At 39.7% G+C, this 18,553-nt stretch carries 12 protein-coding genes; 8 read left to right on the top strand and 4 right to left on the bottom strand.

The window, feature by feature from the left end:
- The first annotated feature begins 31 nt into the window (after positions 1-31).
- The 6 genes from topA (at position 32) to ANA7108_RS0112100 (ending at position 8,987) form a co-directional block, all read left to right on the top strand.
- On the top strand, positions 32-2,680 hold the full coding sequence (topA, locus tag ANA7108_RS0112125) for a type I DNA topoisomerase (protein WP_016951059.1): 2,649 nt from the start codon (positions 32-34) through the stop codon (positions 2,678-2,680).
- Positions 2,681-3,272: 592 nt separating this feature from the next.
- The gene (locus ANA7108_RS30490; protein ID WP_016951058.1) at positions 3,273-3,410 is read left to right on the top strand and encodes a hypothetical protein; all 138 of its coding nucleotides are present in this window, start codon (positions 3,273-3,275) and stop codon (positions 3,408-3,410) included.
- On the top strand, positions 3,388-3,888 hold the full coding sequence (gene aroQ, locus ANA7108_RS0112115) for a type II 3-dehydroquinate dehydratase (RefSeq protein ID WP_042490445.1): 501 nt from the start codon (positions 3,388-3,390) through the stop codon (positions 3,886-3,888). Before ANA7108_RS30490 ends, aroQ begins: the two co-directional genes overlap by 23 nt.
- Positions 3,889-3,975: 87 nt before the next feature.
- Complete coding sequence (locus ANA7108_RS0112110) at positions 3,976-4,887, top strand: ADP-ribosylglycohydrolase family protein (protein WP_016951056.1); 912 nt, start codon at positions 3,976-3,978, stop codon at positions 4,885-4,887.
- 166 nt (positions 4,888-5,053) lie between these two features.
- Positions 5,054-7,684, top strand: coding sequence for an HD family phosphohydrolase (locus tag ANA7108_RS0112105; RefSeq protein WP_016951055.1), 2,631 nt, complete (start codon positions 5,054-5,056; stop codon positions 7,682-7,684).
- A 160-nt stretch (positions 7,685-7,844) separates the two neighbouring features.
- A complete protein-coding gene (locus ANA7108_RS0112100) occupies positions 7,845-8,987 on the top strand; it encodes a cold-shock protein (RefSeq protein WP_026104141.1) in 1,143 nt (380 codons plus the stop codon).
- Between the two features lie 99 nt (positions 8,988-9,086).
- Here the strand turns inward: ANA7108_RS0112100 and ANA7108_RS0112095 are convergent, their stop codons facing one another.
- The 3 genes from ANA7108_RS0112095 to ANA7108_RS0112085 all read right to left on the bottom strand — a co-directional run bounded on the left by ANA7108_RS0112095 (position 9,087) and on the right by ANA7108_RS0112085 (position 12,638).
- The gene (locus ANA7108_RS0112095; protein WP_016951053.1) at positions 9,087-10,322 is read right to left on the bottom strand and encodes a DUF445 domain-containing protein; all 1,236 of its coding nucleotides are present in this window, start codon (positions 10,320-10,322) and stop codon (positions 9,087-9,089) included.
- 120 nt (positions 10,323-10,442) lie between these two features.
- A complete protein-coding gene (gene ubiE / locus ANA7108_RS0112090; protein WP_016951052.1) occupies positions 10,443-11,132 on the bottom strand; it encodes a bifunctional demethylmenaquinone methyltransferase/2-methoxy-6-polyprenyl-1,4-benzoquinol methylase UbiE in 690 nt (229 codons plus the stop codon).
- A gap of 558 nt (positions 11,133-11,690) precedes the next feature.
- Complete coding sequence (locus ANA7108_RS0112085; protein ID WP_016951051.1) at positions 11,691-12,638, bottom strand: response regulator; 948 nt, start codon at positions 12,636-12,638, stop codon at positions 11,691-11,693.
- Between the two features lie 178 nt (positions 12,639-12,816).
- Here ANA7108_RS0112085 and ANA7108_RS0112080 point away from each other — a divergent pair, with 178 nt between their 5' ends.
- On the top strand, positions 12,817-13,902 hold the full coding sequence (locus ANA7108_RS0112080; protein WP_016951050.1) for a RuBisCO accumulation factor 1: 1,086 nt from the start codon (positions 12,817-12,819) through the stop codon (positions 13,900-13,902).
- A gap of 113 nt (positions 13,903-14,015) precedes the next feature.
- Here the strand turns inward: ANA7108_RS0112080 and ANA7108_RS0112075 are convergent, their stop codons facing one another.
- A complete protein-coding gene (locus tag ANA7108_RS0112075) occupies positions 14,016-15,689 on the bottom strand; it encodes a glycosyltransferase family 39 protein (protein ID WP_016951049.1) in 1,674 nt (557 codons plus the stop codon).
- A gap of 99 nt (positions 15,690-15,788) precedes the next feature.
- On the opposite strand from ANA7108_RS0112075, the gene ANA7108_RS0112070 reads away from it, so the two are divergent.
- Positions 15,789-18,164, top strand: coding sequence for an ATP-dependent helicase (locus ANA7108_RS0112070; protein ID WP_016951048.1), 2,376 nt, complete (start codon positions 15,789-15,791; stop codon positions 18,162-18,164).
- Positions 18,165-18,553 lie beyond the last annotated feature (389 nt).

Below are 18,553 nucleotides of genomic sequence, written 5' to 3'. Positions count from 1 at the left end.
GCTTCACAGCTATTCTTTTTTTAAAATTTCCATGTCAACTCTCGTCATTGTCGAATCTCCGACCAAAGCTCGTACCATTCGCAACTACCTGCCCAAAGACTATCGGGTAGAAGCCTCAATGGGTCATGTGCGTGACCTCCCGCAGTCAGCTAGTGAAATTCCCGCCGCCGTCAAAGGGGAAAAATGGGCGCAGCTTGGGGTGAATATAGAAGCCGACTTTGAACCGGTGTATGTTGTCCCCAAGGATAAAAAGAAAGTTGTCACCCAGCTTAAAGAAGCCCTCAAAGGTGTTGATGAATTAATTCTGGCAACCGACGAAGACCGGGAAGGTGAAAGCATCAGTTGGCATTTATACCAGTTGCTGAAGCCAAAAGTGCCGACAAAGCGAATGGTGTTCCACGAAATTACCCAAGATGCCATCAAAAAGGCTTTGAAAAATTGCCGTACTATTGATGAGCAGTTAGTTCGCGCCCAAGAAACCAGACGAATTTTAGATCGGTTGGTAGGATATACCCTATCGCCCTTGCTATGGAAAAAAATCGCTTGGGGTTTATCCGCAGGACGAGTCCAGTCTGTAGCGGTGCGGCTGTTAGTCACAAAGGAACGCCAACGCCGTGCTTTCCATGAGGGTACATATTGGGATTTAAAAGCCAGCCTACTTCAGGAAAAAACCCCTTTTAACGCTCAGTTAGTGGCGCTAGGAGGCACAAAAGTGGCTACAGGCAGCGATTTTGATCCCGCCACCGGAAAAATTACCGCTGGGCGCAATGTCGTGTTGCTGAGTGAGGAACAAGCCGAAGCTCTGAAAGAACGACTGACGGGTAAAACTTGGAATGTCAACGACATTGAAGAACGCCCAGTTACCCGCAAACCCGCCCCACCCTTTACCACTTCAACGCTGCAACAAGAATCTAACCGCAAATTGCGCCTTTCAGCAAGAGACACCATGCGGGTTGCCCAAAATTTGTACGAGCAAGGGTATATTACCTATATGCGTACAGATTCGGTACATTTGTCAGAGCAAGCGATCGCAGCTGCCCGGAGTTGTGTAGAAGAAAAATATGGCAAACAATACCTCAGCCCGCAACCTCGGCAATACACCACCAAATCCAAAGGCGCACAAGAGGCACACGAAGCCATTCGCCCCGCAGGTAGCAGTTTCCGTACCCCTCAAGAAACTGGGTTAGGCGGCAGAGAATTTGCGGTATATGACCTAATTTGGAAGCGCACCGTCGCCTGTCAAATGGCTGACTCTCGCCAAACCCAAATTACTGTCCAACTGCAAGTTGAAGATGCTGGTTTTCGTTCCTCTGGGAAGCGCATAGATTTTCCTGGCTACCTCCGCGCCTACGTCGAAGGTTCTGATGATCCCGAAGCCGCATTAGAAGACCAAGAAGTAATTTTACCACCCTTAAAAGTTGGGGATCATCCAACTTGTACAGAACTAGAAGCGGTGGGACATGAAACCCAGCCCCCAGCTAGGTACACCGAAGCAAGTTTAGTCAAAACCTTAGAAAGCGAAGGTATTGGTCGTCCTAGTACCTACGCCAGCATCATCGGCACTATCATCGACAAAGGTTATGCCCAGTTGGTGAGTAATGCCTTGATTCCTACCTTCACCGCTTTTGCTGTCACTGACTTACTGGAGAAACATTTCCCTGACATTGTTGACCCCAGCTTTACCTCAAAAATGGAGCAAACCCTAGATGATATCTCCACAGGTGAAGCCAAATGGTTGCCCTACTTGCAGAAATTTTATCTGGGTGAGCAAGGTTTAGAAACTCTGGTGAGGGAACAAGAAAGTCAAATTGATGCCACTATTGCTAGAACCGTAGTATTAGAAAATTTAGATGCTAAAGTCCGTATTGGTAAATATGGCCCTTACATCGAAGTCGAAAATGGTGATGGTGTTGTCACCGCTTCCATTCCCAAAGACCTCACCCCCGCAGACCTCGACCCCAAACAGGTAGAAGTTCTACTGCGACAAAAAACCACAGGCCCCGACCAATTAGGTCGCCATCCCGAAACTGGTGAACCGATTTATGTGAAAATTGGTACTTACGGACCCTATGTCCAGTTGGGGGACAAAACCGACGAAAACCCTAAACCAAAACAAGCTTCCTTACCTAAAGGTGTGACACATGAAAATGTCACTTTTGACATGGCTGTGGGTCTTTTGGCGCTACCTCGAACCTTGGGAGTTCACCCACTCACTAATTGTAAAATTCAAGCTAGTTTGGGACGCTTTGGTCCTTACGTTGTTCATGACCAGGGGAAAGAGGGCAAAGATTACCGCTCCCTCAAAGCTGCTGACAATGTATTGACAATTTCCCTAGAACGTGCAGTCGAGTTATTATCGGAACCGAAAAAGGGACGCGCTTCTAGCACTAGCAAATCCAAAGCAGCTTTACGAGAACTGGGTACACATCCAGAGGACGATTCACCCATAAATATCTATGATGGCCCATATGGACCTTACATTAAGCACGGCAAAACTAATGTGAGTATTCCTGAAGGTCAAACAGTAGAAACGGTGACGCTGTCTACAGCCCTGGAATTGCTACAAGCTAAAGCATCTACCAAATCTACCCGCAAAACAACTAAATCAACGAATTCTAAAACTAAGTCAACCACCAAGTCATCAACGACAGGTGGAAAAAAGAAAGATACATCAAGTTAGGAAATCTTGACTGGGAATGTGGGGACTGGGGATATAGAGATTCATTTGTAGCTTTAAGTGAGTGGATTAATATTCACCCCAGGAAATTAGTAAGTAGGTGGGCGTTAAAAATTGTCGTTGGGGTAAGGCAGGGAGCAGGGGGCAGGGGGAAAGAGGGTTTCAGCCCTATTTACTTTTCTTCACATACCTTTAAATTTTTCTGTTTACCTACTTACCCCACCTTCCTCTTTTCCCAATTTTGGCAAGCGGTCTCTTTTTTTAGCTCGGTTCAGAGTTCCCTGTGAAAAGTCTCCACCAATGAATTTAATTTTGTCCAACTACTTACTAATTACCTCTTACCCAATCAACAAAATCATGTGGTACTCTAAGAAGTAAGGTTTGTAAACAGTAACAATAAACTTGCTCAAATCAAACTAAATTGTTCCCAAACATCCATGTAGGTAAGCGAAAAACACAAAACCAAATTAATTGGCTTATACCCTAGATGTGTGAGTTTATCAACCGCGTTAGAAACCAAAAGTGGAACAAAACACTAGTTTCTACGAGGAAAGTTAATTAAAATTGAGGTAGTATCTCAGGAGCGGTCAGTTCAATGGACTATATAGAAAAGGTACTGGAAAAGCTGAAAGAATTGGCGCGGAAGCTAATTGAAGCATTGCTAGGTCCAGAGGCACAAGCGGAACCGGAACTGATTCCGATTCCTGTGAATGAACGGTCACGCCGTCGTTAATAACCTCAAGGTTTTGGAGTTGACGTTGATACCTTTAAGTATTTTAGTACTGCATGGGCCAAACCTGAATTTACTAGGACAGCGAGAACCGGGTATTTACGGTTCTCTAACCCTAGAGGATATTAATCGCCTCTTAGAAGCAGAAGGATTAAAGTTCCAGGCAAAAATTACGACTTTACAGTCAAATCATGAAGGAGTTTTACTAGATACTATTCACGGGGCTTTAGGGCAATATCAGGGAATTGTGATTAATGCCGGAGCATATACCCATACAAGTGTAGCTTTACGCGATGCCATCGCTGCTGTAAACTTACCTACGGTAGAAGTACACCTGAGTAATATTTATCGTCGAGAAGATTTTCGACATCATTCTTATATCGCCCCGGTAGTGATTGGTCAAATTAGTGGTTTTGGTGTCCAAAGTTATTTGTTGGGTTTACAAGCACTAGTACAGCATCTAAGAAAAGACGAAGTTTAAAATTATGCTGTAAATTTTAGTCTTTGGACTAAATGCTGCCATCTAAACTCCAAAATCTAAACTCCAAAATCTAAACTCCCAAATCGTATGCGTTATTCTCTCGTAAATCGGGTTAGAGGTATTTTTCTGGGAGCGTTCCTAGGGGAAAATTTAGCTAGACAGAATCCTGGTAATTTAGGTAATGTAGCGATTCTGGGTAGCAAAAGTTTAATTGCAGCAGGTAGATTAGATTTAGATGATTGGTTAAGGCTTTACCAACAAGCCTCTGTAGAGGTAGAAACAACAGAGACTGCTTGGGGAAAAATAATTTTAGCCACTTTACCAGTGGCAATTTTTTTTCATGAAGATGATATTAAACTTAAACAAAACCTACAGCAAGTATTACAAATTTGGCAGATTGAGCCGATAATACAAGATGCGGCTCTAGTTATAGGATATGCGATCGCACAATCTCTAACAGAAAAACTCCACCCGCGAACTCTCATTCCCCAAACAATTTCTTTTCTGGGAAAGACACCAACTTCCTTACCACAAAATTTATTCACAGTCAATAGCTTATTACAACAAGGAGCGGGATTAGAACAAGCGCGAACTGAGTTGAGTAAGCAAGAAGAACTGAGTAACAATATTGCATTAGCCTTTTACTGCTTTTTGAGTACATTAGAAGACTTCCGGCTGGCAGTTTTACGGGCTACTGATCAAAATAATCATCGAATGCCAAATATCTGGTCTTTAAAATCACAAACCATAAGTGCAATTACTGGGGCATTATCAGGCGCATATAATAGTACAACAGGTATTCCCGTAAATTGGCAGGTTTCATTCTCAGTCACAAAGCCAGCATGGGGAATGGGTAGTTTTGCCCAGATATTAGAATTAGCTGATGCACTGGTAGGAGTCTGGTCAGGACTTTATGACCTTGAGCCAGAGAAGAGTGTATTATCAGACTTAGATTCACTGTTAATATTTGCCGCACCACGGGTTATTCGCCCGCGCTAAAAAATCATTGTCTGGCAACAGCATTTAATATGCATTGGAAAATCAACTGGTATAATTCACTGAAGCTAAAGCTGAAAAAGCAACGGAGTGTCAAAGTAATTCGTAATTATTCAGTAACAATTGTCTTGTTTTGGGTGATCAAAGTAAGCAACTACAGCCAGAGGTAATGAAAACGCAGCAATTTTTGCAATCTTTGACCCAGCAATTGAGGCAATGGCGCAGACAGTACAAAGTGTTATGCCGTAAAATCAGGTGGCTGAATGTGTTCAGCAGTCCCAAAAGCCAAAGCCATAATCAGAAAACCTACAGGATTATCCTCAAAAATCTACTCCTGTATTTATTATCCAAGACTGATCAAAAGAGACACCGAAAACGAACATTAGCACCCAAATCAACGGCAAAATCTCTCAGAAATAAAGTTTTCTGTTGGCTGCATGAAAAGCGTTCTTCCGTAATTTTGGTCATGGCGATAGTATCCCTCACGGGTGTGATGGGTCATCAATTATACAACCAGCCCCAGATGAAAGTTGGAACTATTGCACCGCAAACATTTATTGCCCCCTATTCTGCCAGCATAGAAGATCAGAAACAAACAGAAGCGAAGCGCAAAACAGTTACGACAAATTCCGTTCCAGTATTGATGATCGATGCTAAAAAAAATGAACAAATCAAAAAACATTTGCAGCGAGTTATAGATGAAGGTAATGAAATTCGTGCGGTAGCGGGGTCTTTTCCTTTTTTCGATATTTCAGTTTTGCCTATTCCTACCCAGCGCTATCTCCGCTCTTGTCTAGAATCAGAGTGGCAACAGCTATTAGTAACTTTAGAAAATACTCAAAAACCATATTTAAAATTTTCCAAACCCAAGCTGGGTCAAGCAGCTAAAAAAATACCTTCTAAATCATCTACTCCTACAGTTCAGCAGGGAAATAATCAGATATTCCCCGCGTCACCAAGTCATCTTCTTGAGTTTAATCAAGCGTTGTTGGAAATAGACGCTTACCGACTTACAACATCAGAAAAAGATTCATCTTCACTAATTACTCAAATATCTGAAAGCAGGAAGAAATATTTTCAAGCTAACGCTAAACTTTTACAAATAGAGAATGAAAGTTCAGAAAGAGTTTATGTAGAAACATCCCTATTGGAATTGTCAGATCAAAACTGGGCAGAAACCCAAAAAGGAATCCATCAAAGTGCAGAGCGAATACTCACCCAAGGGCTACCCTCAGGACTACCACGTCGCATTTTAGAGGATGCAGTAAGCCTACAAGTACAAGTATCTGTACCTGGAGAAGCCGAATCATTAGCAACTAAAGTTTTGTTAACTGTACTGAAACCGAATCTGACGCAAGATAAAGAACAAACGAAACAGCAAGCTCAACAAGCAGTTGAGAAGGTTTCATCTGTAATGGTAGACGTGCGGCGCGGGGAGGTGATTGTTAAAAAGGGAGAACGGATTACAGAATGGAAATTTGATGTCCTAGAGGAGTATCACTTGATTCGCCGACAGGTGAATTGGCTAAATTTAATAGGATTAGCAGGCTTGGTTAGCGTTGCTATTGGCATTTTTGTGTGGCTAGAACGGCGGATTGATAGTCAGTTGCGAGAACGCGATCGCTTGTTGATATTGCTACTAGCTATTAGTGTCCCTAGTGTGATAGCAATGGGTGTACAATATACCACTTGGAGCGCTATTGGTTTATTGTTAGGTAGTTTCTACGGCTCGATTTTGGCTGTAACAGTTGTCGGGCTGCTATCGCTCATACTACCAATAACCATAGAAATTAGTAAGATGGGGCTGCTGGCTGGTGCGGCTGGGGGAATCTTGAGCAGTTGTGTAGCACAAAGATTGCGATCGCGCGAAGAACTGGCATTATTAGGTATTTTTACTGCCTTAACCCAAGGGGGTATTTATTTACTTTTAAATATAATTGTTGGCGCAGCATTCCGGTCTAGCTGGTATCTTGTCTTGCAAGAGTCAGCTTTTTTCGCTTTATCTGGTTTGGCATGGAGTATTATCGCCTTGGGGTTAAGTCCTTATCTGGAAAAACTGTTTGATCTCACTACCCCGATCCGCTTGGCAGAATTAGCAAACCCCAACCGTCCTTTGTTAAAGCGACTGGCTACAGAAACACCGGGAACTTTTCAACATACTTTGTTCGTTGCGACTCTGGCTGAAGCTGCGGCTAAACAACTGCGCTGCAATGTCGAATTAGTTAGGGCTGGCACGCTATACCATGATATCGGGAAAATGCACGACCCTCTGGGATTTATTGAAAACCAAATGGGTGGCTCAAATAAACATGATACAGAAATTAAAGACCCCTGGAAGAGTGCAGCCATAATCAAAAAGCACGTTACAGAAGGCTTGGTGATGGCAAAAAAACATAGTTTACCCACAGCAATTCAGGCTTTTATTCCCGAACATCAGGGAACAATGGCGATCGCTTATTTTTATCACCAAGCCCAGCAAATGGCGAAGGAAGACCCGACTATAACGGTAGACAAAGCTGATTTTTCTTATGATGGACCGATTCCTCAATCACGGGAAACAGGAATTGTCATGTTAGCAGATTCTTGTGAAGCAGCGTTGCGAAGTCTCAAAGATGCTACTCCAGAACAAGCATTAAGTATGCTTAATAATATTTTGCGTGCTAAATGGCAAGATGAACAATTAATAGATTCGGGATTGACAAGGGACGAAATGTCAAAAATTGCCCAAATCTTTGTGGATGTTTGGCAACAATTTCATCATAAACGGATTGCTTATCCAAAATTAAAAGCTGGTAGTTAAGTAAGTTACTAATCATGAATGAAGAGGTGACAGAGATCACTTTCTCAGGTTACACTTAACTGCCAAAATATATAATGCCAAGATTTTTACACCTGAAACTGTTAGATTGTAAGGCTTTTGGGAAATTATATATTTACCACTTTTGAGAGATTTTCAGTCAATGAGCATGAGATTCACAGGAAAAATTAGGGCTATTAGTTTTAAGGAAGGTAAAGCTGGTCTTGGATTTATTGATTCTGATAGACCAATACCTGGACATGAAGGTGACATCCTTTTTTTCGCTGATAAGCTAATTGGCATCGGTATTGAATATGTAGAACGAGCAGATTTAGTAGAATTCAGTGTTACAGAATGGAAGAGAAAAGATGGCAATATCCAAAAAATTGCCGAAGAAATACGCTTTTTAAATAAATCTATCAGCTTAACAGGTGTTATTAATTGGGTAAGTGTAGAGAAAGGCAACGGCTTTATCAAAACAGATAAACCCTTAGATAGTTTGAATAAAGATTTATTCTTCTTTAAAGAAGATTTAGAAGAAATAGAAATAGAAAATATTGCCAAAGGAGATCAGGTTGAATTTATAGTACAAATCATAAATTATAGAGATGGAAGAGTTATTAAATCAGTTAAAAATATTCGACTGCTTGCACCTAGAGTTAATCAAACTACAGAATTATTAACTAATACACCAACTTCTGATATAGAATTAGTTCCAAATTCACCAATTTCTCATATAAAATTAGTTTCAAATTCATCAACTTCTGATATAGAGACGTTCAATCTCAAATTAGTTAAGGAAAAAATTTGCTTATCATTGGGTAGTTACAAAACACTATCAGATCCATCAGAGTTTGAAGATTATACATTCATGATTCTCAGGCTACTTGGTATCCACAGCTTGTATCAATATGACAAAAAAAATCAAGCTGGTAGAGCAGATGGTTTTTTCATAATTGGTAGTCTTGCAGTTATGTACGACTGTACTCTTAGAAATAATTTTGAAGAACATAAAAAAGAACAAATTGAAAATTATGTCAATAAATTGAAGAATTCTCAGATCACAATTGATTTCAGATTAACAGATGGTGGTGTTAGAAAAAAAACTCTGCAAATTCAAGGTAAAAATTGTCAGGTATGGATAATCAGCAAAAATATCACTAGGGAATTGTACGATGTTGATGGAATTCGGGTTAAAGAAGTTTCGGTTCAAGATTTAATTAAAGTCTTTAATAAAAGACTTTATTCAGATGCCTTTGAAGAAGACGAACTATCAGCAAATCTAGCAGTAATAGATAAATCTTAATTTTTCCTAGGCTATAACCTTGAAAATCTGTCGATTTATCCGATAGTGATGAAAGAGAGCTAAAATAATTCCGGAAATCTTGATTCAGACAAGACAACTTTAATATCGACTTAAAATTAGAAAGCCGATTTGAAATAACCCAACAACAAAACCCAAAACTCCACCTAAAGTCACAATTGATTGTAATTCATTTTTAACAATTCCCTCAATTGCTGCTTCTAAATCAGCAGGTGAAGTTGATTTTACTCGGTCAACAATCACTTGATCTATCGATAAAATGGGAATGACTTGGGCAACAATCGCTTCTAAATCTCTTTCCAAATACCGTTCCAAAATTAAAGCCAATTCTTGAGCAACAACTTCCAAGGAAGTACTGACAACAGGGGAATTACTCAAACGCTTCAGCAACACGACAGAAATATTTTCCCAATCGGCTGATTCCGTTAATTCTTGTAATAAACTGCTACCACTATTTTGCAAGTAATGACGAACACTATCCCTGGTAGTTTTTCTTAATTGACGGACTGTACCAATTGGTAAATTTTGGAAAGATAAATCTTGTAATAATTTTCTGAAGCGATCGCGCATTTGCAAATCTTGAATTAATTCTTGCAAGCGCTTATTACTGGCTTCTTTTTCATCTAAGCAAAATGTTCGTAACCTGGTGAGAGTATTGCGTAAACCAAATAGATTAGCAACTACCCAGTAAGTACCGCTGGTTTTTTCCCGAAAGCTGTCATCAATAGTTTGAATTGTCCGATCTGTTAAAAAATCAACTATTGCTTGTCGTAATATATCCGGTGGTAAAACTACCTCTAACAGCCAATCAGCTAACCTGATGGATTGTTCTTCACTCAGTTGAAATTCTAGCAACACCTGATCAAAAATTTGGTTGATCTGTGTTTCTAAAAAGTTCTCTTGTCGCGCCAGAGTTTTGAGGAGACGTGGTAATGACTCCCCTAATAAATCTCGTAAAATTGCGGCTACAACTTTGGCACTTTTTTGATTTTTATCACCTTGAATTTGTTCAGTAGCCAGCCGCAATAACCAGAGAATTGCGCTTTGTACTCGTTCAGTTTGTAGGAGCCGTTTAGCCAGTTTTTGTAATTCATCTGGCGTTAACAACGATCCCATAATGGTATTGGAAATTTTTTGAGCCAGACGCTCCTGATTGCTAGGAATCAATCCAGGAGTGAACGGTACTCTTCGTCCAAAAATATAAATCGCTCGGTAAGGGCGAAATAACATTTTGATAGCTATATCATTTGTGAAATAGCCAATAATTCCACCCAGAATTGGGGGTGATACATAAAGCCAAAGATGAGACCAATCCACAGGATTTTGGATTAGAGAACGGGGAATAGGGATGGGGATGGGAAAAAAACAGGGTAGTAGGGAGCAAAGACGAATATTCTTACTCTTAACCCTCTGTCTTTTCTACCAGTTACCCAGCAATCACTTGATTACTACTAATACCCCCATCATACCGTTAGAGATGGGGTAATGTGTAGCGTTGACAAAACCGACTTGATGGGCTAACTCTACCTGCTCTCTCCCAATGGGGAAGCGATCTAAGCTTGGACTGATATAAGCATATTCTTCCTTGACTCCTAAATTAGTAGCCATGGGAACAACTAAATTGTCCAAATACCATTGCTGAAAGGCGCGAAATGGTATTTCACTTGGTCGATGAAAGTCTAAAATTGCGGCTTTGCTACCAGGTTTGAGAACGCGATATATTTCTTGCAAACTGCGGGGAATATCTTTAACATTTCTTAAACCATAGCCCATGGTGACTGCATCAAATTGATTGTCCTGAAAGGGTAAATTCAGAACATCCGCTTCTAACCAAGCTATCTCTCCTTGGTGATAATAGGTAAGAGCGCGTTCTTTGGCAGTTTCCAGCAATTTGGGGGAGAAATCTACTCCACAAACCTTTCCCGTCATTCCTACCCGCCTTGCTAACCTAAAAGTTAAATCGCCGCTACCGCAACACAAATCCAAGCAAGTATCACCGGGTTGAGCTGCGCTCCATTTAACTGTCATTTCTTTCCAGATCCGGTGTTGTCCCAAACTTAACCAGTCGTTTAGTTGGTCGTATACTGGAGCAATACGGTTAAAAATGTCACGAATTTCATTACTCATATCATATTTGCTTAATTACAAAAGAAGGGAACAGTGAACAGTGAACAGTGAACAGTGAACAAATAAAAAACTTTAGTTCTGAGTTTAAAGCTCAGTCAAAAAAAGGATGTTTTTACAAGGAGAGTGACACGAAAAAAACAGTGTCATTATTTCAATCTCATGTTTTTAAACATGAGTTTTTTCTGTTAAGAGTTGCTTCCTGTTCCCTCTGAATGATTAAAAAACGCTCCACGTCACTGCGTCAGAGTATCCTCCCATTTCCGCGTCAGCCTTAATTATAAGTTTTTAGGACTTAGGACTTCCGAATTGACAAAAAACATCAAATATGATGTCTGGGTTTTGTGTCTCTTTTCAGGTGCGTCAGATATAGGAAATTTATTAATTGTGCCAAATTATCGAGTCTGACGCACCCTACTAATATGCTGTTCCCAAAGCCTATAATCACCAATTATCGTTGACTCAGATCATGTCTAATTTATATAGTACGTAAGTTCTAGTTTTTAACTGAACACGATGTGATTAGTGGTTAATATTTGTCTTTTTAAATACACATTATTGCTAGGCTGGCAGATGGCTTCCTGCTAGAGCGATCGCTACTAGTTCCACTGATAAGTGAATCAGTTTGAGTTCATCTGCCCTTAAAATACAAGGTTCTTGCCACTGTAGTGATAACACCCCCAACATTTCATTTCGATAATTAATGGGGATGATTAAATGAGCTTTAACTCCAGCATCCTGGTAGTAACTAAGACTACTAAGGCGAGGATCTTTAGATATATTTAAGGACGATTGTATTTGATGAGTGGCGATCGCTTCCTTTGTCAATGGATCTTGAGAAAGCCAGTTTTTAACTATACCAGTTTTACTGTAAACACCTTGCGTTGCAACCAAAACATTTTCTTCAATGAGTTGTATAATACAACCATCGGACGTAAATGTCTCACTAAAAGCCTTGGCAATTGGTGCAAGAATTTCCTCTAAGCCGGAAGCTGCTTGAGTTACCTCCACTAAAACAGTCAAAAGATCAATTTGGGCATTAGCCCGACGCAATTCTTCAGTTCTTTGTTTAAGCAAATCATAGGTCGCTGCTGCTCTTTGTACAACCTCCTTCAATTCTCCAGAGTCCCAAGGTTTGGTAATGTATTTAAAGACTTGTCCGCTATTAATCGCTTCTACCAAATCTTCAATATCAGTAAACCCAGTGAGAATAATTCTCACCGTGTCAGGAAACTGTGGTAAAGTCTTGCTCAGAAATTCGGTTCCTTTCATTTCTGGCATTCGTTGATCAGATATAATTACCGCCACCTCCCCTTGTTGTTCCAACAATTGCAAAGCGCTCATACCACTATCAGCTTTGAGGACATCAAAATCTCGACGAAAGGTGCGATACAGTAGATCCAGATTATCTGGTTCATCATCAACTACTAAAATTTTCAGCTTTTTTGAACGTTCACGGGTACTTAATGGAGAAGTAGCTTGATTAAATTCGAGATTGGGATTATTCATAAATTAATTTCATATCTTCACGTTTTTGTTATATTCCATACTAAGCTGAGTTGAGAAGACTCTATTAGTTATTTAGTATTGGGAAATAATTATTTTCCTGCGGACTAATTAGGATACAGAGAATAGCAGCAAAGATGCTGACAGGCTTAATATTTATTCATAGGAAAATCTCTAGATTATGACTGAAGTATCACCAAACGCTCAAAATTCTGATAATGTAGCCAACGACATGGCACAAGAATTACTAGTTAAGCTGAGACAAAAGCAAGGTAACTGGGTGGAATGGGGAGTAGCTATTGCTTATCTCCAAAAGGCCAATTACAATCCCCAAGAAATCTTTGAAGCCACTGGATTTGAGCCAATCCAACAAAATCAGTTAATTGTTGGTTCTCAAGTTTATAGTTCTTTAGAAAAGTTTGGCGCATCAGAGGACACAAGAGCATACTACGGTATGAGGGCTAGTGATATTTTGTATGAACTACGCCTACTTGCACAAGAAGATCGAGCGGCAGCAGCGGATTTAATTTTCCTCCATAAACTTGATGTAGACGAGGTGAGAGACATTGCCAAAGCAATTAAAGATTTTTCCCGTTTTTCCAGCCCACCAGAGGGTTTTACGGCTCATCCAGGGGATGCAGTAGCTTATCAAGTTTGGAAGTTGGCTAGGCAGAACTCAGACTTACAACAGCGATCGCGTTTAATTGCTAAGGGGTTGCGCTTTGCTCACTCACCAGCAGCTAGAAAACAAATAGAACAATTACTAATTGATTTTACCAACATCGCCAGTAAACCAGCCCCGATTTTACCCTTTTTCCGACTAGAGTCAGATGAAGATTTACCTCGACTTGTACCTGTTGTGGGTGAGTTGCCATTGTCACCACAGGATTTGAAAGCTGTACCCATAATCACAGAAACTGGACCATTTCGCATCGTCAAATTTACTGGAGAACAAGCTTGGGTATCCTTACCAGGTTGGTACGTGCTACGATCTGCTGAAGACCCAGTAGTAATTATTGCTAGTAGCGATATCTTCCCCAACCCTACCCACATTAAAATAGAACCTGTGCTGGTGGTAATAGATCGCGCTCAAAGAGAATGGGATGCGTCTAGTTACTTTGCAGTTGATAATGCTGGTGAAATTGATTTTCAGTGGTTTGAAACTGCACCAGAAAATCCTCTATTGGGGAAAGTAATTGTAATTTTACGTCCTAAGAAAGTTCTTGATGAAGAATTTACCAAGGATGCTTGGCAGATTGATGAATAAGATTGGGTAATTCGTAATTTAGGACTTACGCAAAAAACACTCAAACTCCTCTTCCTCTGTGTTCTCTGTGTCCTCTGTGGTTCGTTATTCCGTAGAGTTTTCCCATTGCCAAATTACGAATTACTACATCGATAAAGCTGATAGGGAAATTGACCGATACGATAGTGCTGGGTAGGTTCTATATTACAAGTAATTTGCCCAGTAATTGTTAATTTTTGCGGGTAATCTTGTTTTCTCATCCCTGAACCTACAAACCATAAATTCAACTGGGATAAATTACTAACAGAAATTTGAGCAAGCTGGTTATTTAAGTCAGAAAAATCAGGATATTTATGTACAAAAGCCAAACTATCCTGATCTAATTTGCTGTTTATTTCATGACTTCTGAGTTGTTCTAATGCTAAAGCAAAACTTAATCCTGCTGCTACATCTTGATAACTTTCATATCCTACCACCAACATCAATGGTATAGCAGGATCTAGATTCATATTTTGGGCAACTTTTTCAGGTTGAAATGGTTTTTGAAATGCTAAATTATTAACAACAAAAATACAACTGACGATACCAACTAGTAAAAAGATAAATTTGGGATTTTTTTGGGAATTTTTCATTTTTACCGAGCTGGCTGCTAAGAGAGAGCAAAAGCTAGGATAATAGACAAAGCTATAACGGGGAACAACAGTAATGTCTTTACCTAATAAATAAGCAATAAAGAAAAATTGTAATAATACAAAAAAAGTAAAACTTAAAAGAGTGAATGTAGATAAATGAGTTGTACTATTAGACCAGAGTAACTTTAAATTAGGAAATACTTTTAAACCCACCCAAATTGTAAACATTACCATTAAAAAACCACAAATAACTGCAATTGGTAGAGGCTGATTTTCCACTGGGAGAGTAATGATCATCAATACCCAATGCATGAGAATTTGATAAATGGGTTCAATATGATGGGGAGAAGGTAACCAATTAGTTTCTGATTTGCGAAAATGGCTAAATATAACCACTAACCAAGGAATAAAGCTAATCAGAACACTGGTGATAGAAGTAATTAAATACAACCAGATTTGGGGTAATTTTCGGATATTTGCTTTATCCCGATAAATTAATGCTAATAGTGTAGCCAGTTCAGAGATAAATGCGATTACGAAAAAGTAGTGAACATAAAGAGCAATACTATTAACAATTGCCCATAATGACCAAATCCACAATCTTAGATGTTTATTCTCGAAGATATCTTTTTGAATTTGGATGAGCAAGAATAATGATAAGATAATTAGAAACATAGGTAAACTATAGTGCCTTGCTTCTTGAGATAGGTAAACAGCAAAGGGAGATAACGCCATGAAGAATGCTGCCATAATTCCAGATGTGGGAGAAAAAGCAACTCTATTCAGACCATAAATAGCGATAATAGCAGCGACACCAAATAAAGCTGGAAGCGATCGCAATTTCGTTACCCAATCTGCACCCACAGTGATCCAACCTAACCAACTGTACATTCCGCAAAAAAACAGCGGTGGATGGGTAGAATAATTAGCAAGATTTTCGGCAATTTGAGCGCAACTAACCCCTGGCTGAAAAGTAAAAATGTCCTGAACCTGGTTAAGAGGAAAGATGACATCCAAAGGTAAATTATAGTAATTTTTACCTAAACTGAAAATAGCAGTAATAATTTCATCCATCCACAAGGGTTTTGAGCCTAAATGCCAAAAACGCAAGATAGCACCCAGAGCGATCGCACTAGCTAAACCTAGATAATGTAGAAAAATTCTGCGATTTCTCATTGCTGACTTGAAGATTGGCAACTAAAAATACACATAAATAATAAATCAATATTGTTCATATCTGCGCTGTAATAATTGAAATAAAAGTCTAAATTTTATATGTCTCAAGATAATTTTACGGTTACAGTTTCTCCAGAACCTCAAATGGAAGAGGTGTTTCAGTCATCACCTGTTACTAAATTACAAGATAACATTGTAGCAATTCGCGCCACACTGCGACCCGGACAAAAGCAAATGGCTGACTGGGAATCTGGTTCATTGGCTGTATCTGCTGTTCCTGGTGCTGGTAAATCTACAGGGATGGCCGCAGCAGCAGCAATTGCCATTGCGCGTCAGTATGAGCGTTCCCGTTCCACAAACAGCAATTATCGACGACAGTTGGTAGTTGTTACCTTTACCCGTTCTGCTGCTGCTAATCTTAAATTAAAAATCCGTAAATATTTACGAGATGATTTATTTTTACCGCAAACAGGCTTTGCTGTGCATACTTTACATGGTTTAGCTTTAGATATTGCGATTCGTTATCCTGATTTATCAGGTTTGCAGTTAGAAAATATCACATTAATTACACCAAACCAAACTCACCGCTTCATTCGCACCGCTGTAGAACAATGGATTGCTAACCATCCCGAAAGTTATGGGCGTTTACTCAAAGGGGAACAATTTGATGGAGAAGAAACAGAAAAATTACGTCGTCAGTCAGTACTGCGAACAGAAGTATTGCCAGATTTAGCTTATACCGTTATTCATGAAGCTAAAAGTTCAGGAATTCTACCAGAAAAGTTGCAGATGTGGAGTCAAAAAACCACAGATAAATATGGAATTTTGCAAATAGCAGCAGGGTTATATGAGCAGTATGAAAATTTGATGCGTAGCGGAAAATCGTCGGAGATATCACCAGAGTTTATTGACTACGATGATATGATTTTAGCCGCTTTGCGAGTTCTCGAAAATGATAGCGCCCGACGCATTGAACAGAATAAAGTTTTCGCTGTATTTGAAGACGAAGCCCAAGATTCTAGCCCATTGCAAACTCAGTTATTAGAAATATTAGCGAGTGAAGCAGATAGGGAGAATTTAAATAAATCAGCACTGAACTTAATCAGAGTTGGTGATCCTAATCAGGCGATTAATTCAACTTTTACACCTGCTGACCCAATTTATTTTCGGGACTTTTGCGAAAATTGCCACAAGCAAGAAAAACTAGCAACAATGGATCAAGCAGGTCGAAGTACACAAATCATTATTGATGCAGCTAACTTTGCTTTGGAATGGGTAAATAATCAAGAGTTCGCAAAAAATAAATATGGACAAACACCATTTATCAACCAAAAAATTCAACTAGTTAATCAAACAAACGGAAATCCTCAACCAGTAGGAAGGGGATTAGAACTTTATATTCCCCGTGATATTTATCAAACAGTTGAATTACTTTCCCAAAGAGTAATTGAGTTATTTACAGAAAAATCTGATTCCTGTGCGGCGGTGTTAGTGCGAGAAAATCGCCAAGGAAGATGGTTAGCTGAAGCCTTAGAACCGATATGTAAAGAGCATAACATTCAACTTTACGACGTGGGAGAAAGAGAACGACGTTCTCATGTACCCCAAGAAATTTTATCATTATTGCAATTTTGCGATCGCCCTCATTCCCCCGGAAAACTCAAAGCCGCCCTTGAGGTATTAGTCCAACGTCAATTAATTCCTACCCAAGACATCAATACCCTGGCTAGTCTCCCAGAAGAATTTTTATATCCTAGCCCCTTAGCCGCACCCCAAACAGATATAGTCCAAAAAGCAGCTCATCTTTGTCGTAGTTTACTCCGCGCCCGTTTAGAACTGCCTTTGTATCAGATAATTTCCTTTTTAGCCTTAACTCTAAATTATGACCAAGCCGAATTAGCAACCGCTGACAAACTGACAGAACGAGTAAATCAGCAACTATTTGGTAACACCTCAATGGCAGCGATGTTATCAGCTTTAAGTGAAATTGTCAGTTCTGAAAGATTTGAACCAGTAGACACAGAAAATCTGGAAGAACAATACACCAAAAAAGGTCAATTGACAATTATCACCATGCACAAAGCTAAAGGACTAGATTGGGATTATGTGTTTTTGCCCTTTTTGCACGAAAATCTCATTCCCGGTAAATTATGGGTTCCTCTCCAAAGCAAATTTCTAGGTGATTTTACTTTATCAGAAGTTGCCCGCGCCCAAATTCGCGCCGCCCTCCATAAAAAAGCAGAAGATATACCTGATATTAGCCAAGCTTGGGAACAAGCCAAACACTTAAAAACCGCAGAAGAATATCGTTTACTCTATGTTGCCATGACCAGAGCCAAGCAGTTGTTATGGATGTCTGCGGCTCAACAAGCACCATTTACTTGGAATAAACCCCATAATTTACAAGCTTCAGCCCCTTGTCCTGTATTTGCAGCTTTAAAGCGTCAGTTTCCTAAAAATGTAGTTGCTATTTAGGGCTTGCTGATAGCGTAGCGTAAGCCATAAAAGTTGTCTGTGAGGGTAGGGAACAGGGAACAGGGAACTCTTAACAGTTTCAGCCATCTGGATATCCTCAATTTCCCAAATCCGACCAAGGAAAATGCACCAATTTTGAGACACCATAAGCCCAAATCTTGCACTTTCTTGTTTTAAAAATCCGCAAAACCCTTATTAATAAAAGGTTTCATCCTTATTTAGCAAGCCCTATTTAAATTTAAAATTTTGAATTTTGAATTTTGAATTGCTTAATTGGCGATTGCTATATTTTTTTGTGGCGTTGTATCATTGCGGAATGATTGGAGAATCTACATCAATATATACAGGACTTACGCAACTGGCACATTGGTAGGGTGCGTCAGATATCA

The organism is Anabaena sp. PCC 7108, from assembly GCF_000332135.1.
Taxonomy (GTDB): Bacteria; Cyanobacteriota; Cyanobacteriia; order Cyanobacteriales; family Nostocaceae; genus Anabaena.
This window is presented reverse-complemented; position numbering and strand designations above follow the sequence as displayed.

Bases quoted from the DNA above. Each gene is read 5' to 3' on its own strand.
- topA (WP_016951059.1), top strand. From the start codon at position 32: ATGTCAACTCTCGTCATTGTCGAATCTCCGACCAAAGCTCGTACCATT.
- ANA7108_RS30490 (WP_016951058.1), top strand. From the start codon at position 3,273: ATGGACTATATAGAAAAGGTACTGGAAAAGCTGAAAGAATTGGCGCGG.
- aroQ (WP_042490445.1), top strand. From the start codon at position 3,388: ATGAACGGTCACGCCGTCGTTAATAACCTCAAGGTTTTGGAGTTGACG.
- ANA7108_RS0112110 (WP_016951056.1), top strand. From the start codon at position 3,976: ATGCGTTATTCTCTCGTAAATCGGGTTAGAGGTATTTTTCTGGGAGCG.
- ANA7108_RS0112105 (WP_016951055.1), top strand. From the start codon at position 5,054: ATGAAAACGCAGCAATTTTTGCAATCTTTGACCCAGCAATTGAGGCAA.
- ANA7108_RS0112100 (WP_026104141.1), top strand. From the start codon at position 7,845: ATGAGCATGAGATTCACAGGAAAAATTAGGGCTATTAGTTTTAAGGAA.
- ubiE (WP_016951052.1), bottom strand. From the start codon at position 11,132: ATGAGTAATGAAATTCGTGACATTTTTAACCGTATTGCTCCAGTATAC.
- ANA7108_RS0112085 (WP_016951051.1), bottom strand. From the start codon at position 12,638: ATGAATAATCCCAATCTCGAATTTAATCAAGCTACTTCTCCATTAAGT.
- ANA7108_RS0112080 (WP_016951050.1), top strand. From the start codon at position 12,817: ATGACTGAAGTATCACCAAACGCTCAAAATTCTGATAATGTAGCCAAC.
- ANA7108_RS0112075 (WP_016951049.1), bottom strand. From the start codon at position 15,689: ATGAGAAATCGCAGAATTTTTCTACATTATCTAGGTTTAGCTAGTGCG.
- ANA7108_RS0112070 (WP_016951048.1), top strand. From the start codon at position 15,789: ATGTCTCAAGATAATTTTACGGTTACAGTTTCTCCAGAACCTCAAATG.